We start from the raw sequence: 640 nt of genomic DNA, 5'->3' as shown, positions 1-640 counted from the left end.
TTATGGTAAAAACAGTACAAGACAATACAATCAATATCTTTGATAATCAAATCTATGATAAGGGTGTTAAGGCAAAAGAGGTTAAACAGAAGTACCATCAGCTAACAAATCGTATTAAACAGCTTAATAGTAAAATTACACATTATCAAAATAATGATGAATTTGCAGAATCAACAAAATTAAAAAGTCTGCAATCAGATTTAGAACAAGAATTAATCGAAGTCGACGAACAACTTAACTCATCAGATTATAAAGTAACTGAAGAAGAATTTGAGCAGTTCTACAAGGCATACAACAAAGAAATGACAGGATTTAAGGATGAACATCAAAAACTAGCGAAAGAGATGCAGGATAAACTGCAAGATATTGTAAAAGTGTATCGTAAAATGATTGAGAATAAAAATGAGGCTGGTCGTCGTATATCTCGTGAACGTTATGTTAAGCAAGAGAAAAATAATCCTGGTAACATTCACAACCAGTATAAAGGCCAAATGTTAGCCCACGAAATTAAATTAGGTGATGGTGATAAATACGATGAACAATCGACACCAAGAGGGTATGCATGGAAATTAGAGAAAGCATTAGATGCCGTTTCTCGTGATGAGTTCCAAAAATATCATTATGGCAAGAAACAATGGTA

Annotated in this window: 1 protein-coding gene; it reads left to right on the top strand. The window is 32.7% G+C overall.

Features of this window, described 5'->3' with window-relative positions:
* A partial coding sequence (locus CD032_RS07265) for an HAD family hydrolase (RefSeq protein ID WP_103211342.1) occupies positions 1 to 640 on the top strand: 640 nt, incomplete at both ends.

Origin of the sequence: Staphylococcus cohnii subsp. cohnii, from assembly GCF_002902365.1 — a bacterium.
Classification (GTDB): domain Bacteria; phylum Bacillota; class Bacilli; order Staphylococcales; family Staphylococcaceae; genus Staphylococcus; species Staphylococcus cohnii.
The sequence above is the reverse complement of the archived record's forward strand: the minus strand, read 5'-3'. Positions and strand labels throughout refer to the sequence as shown.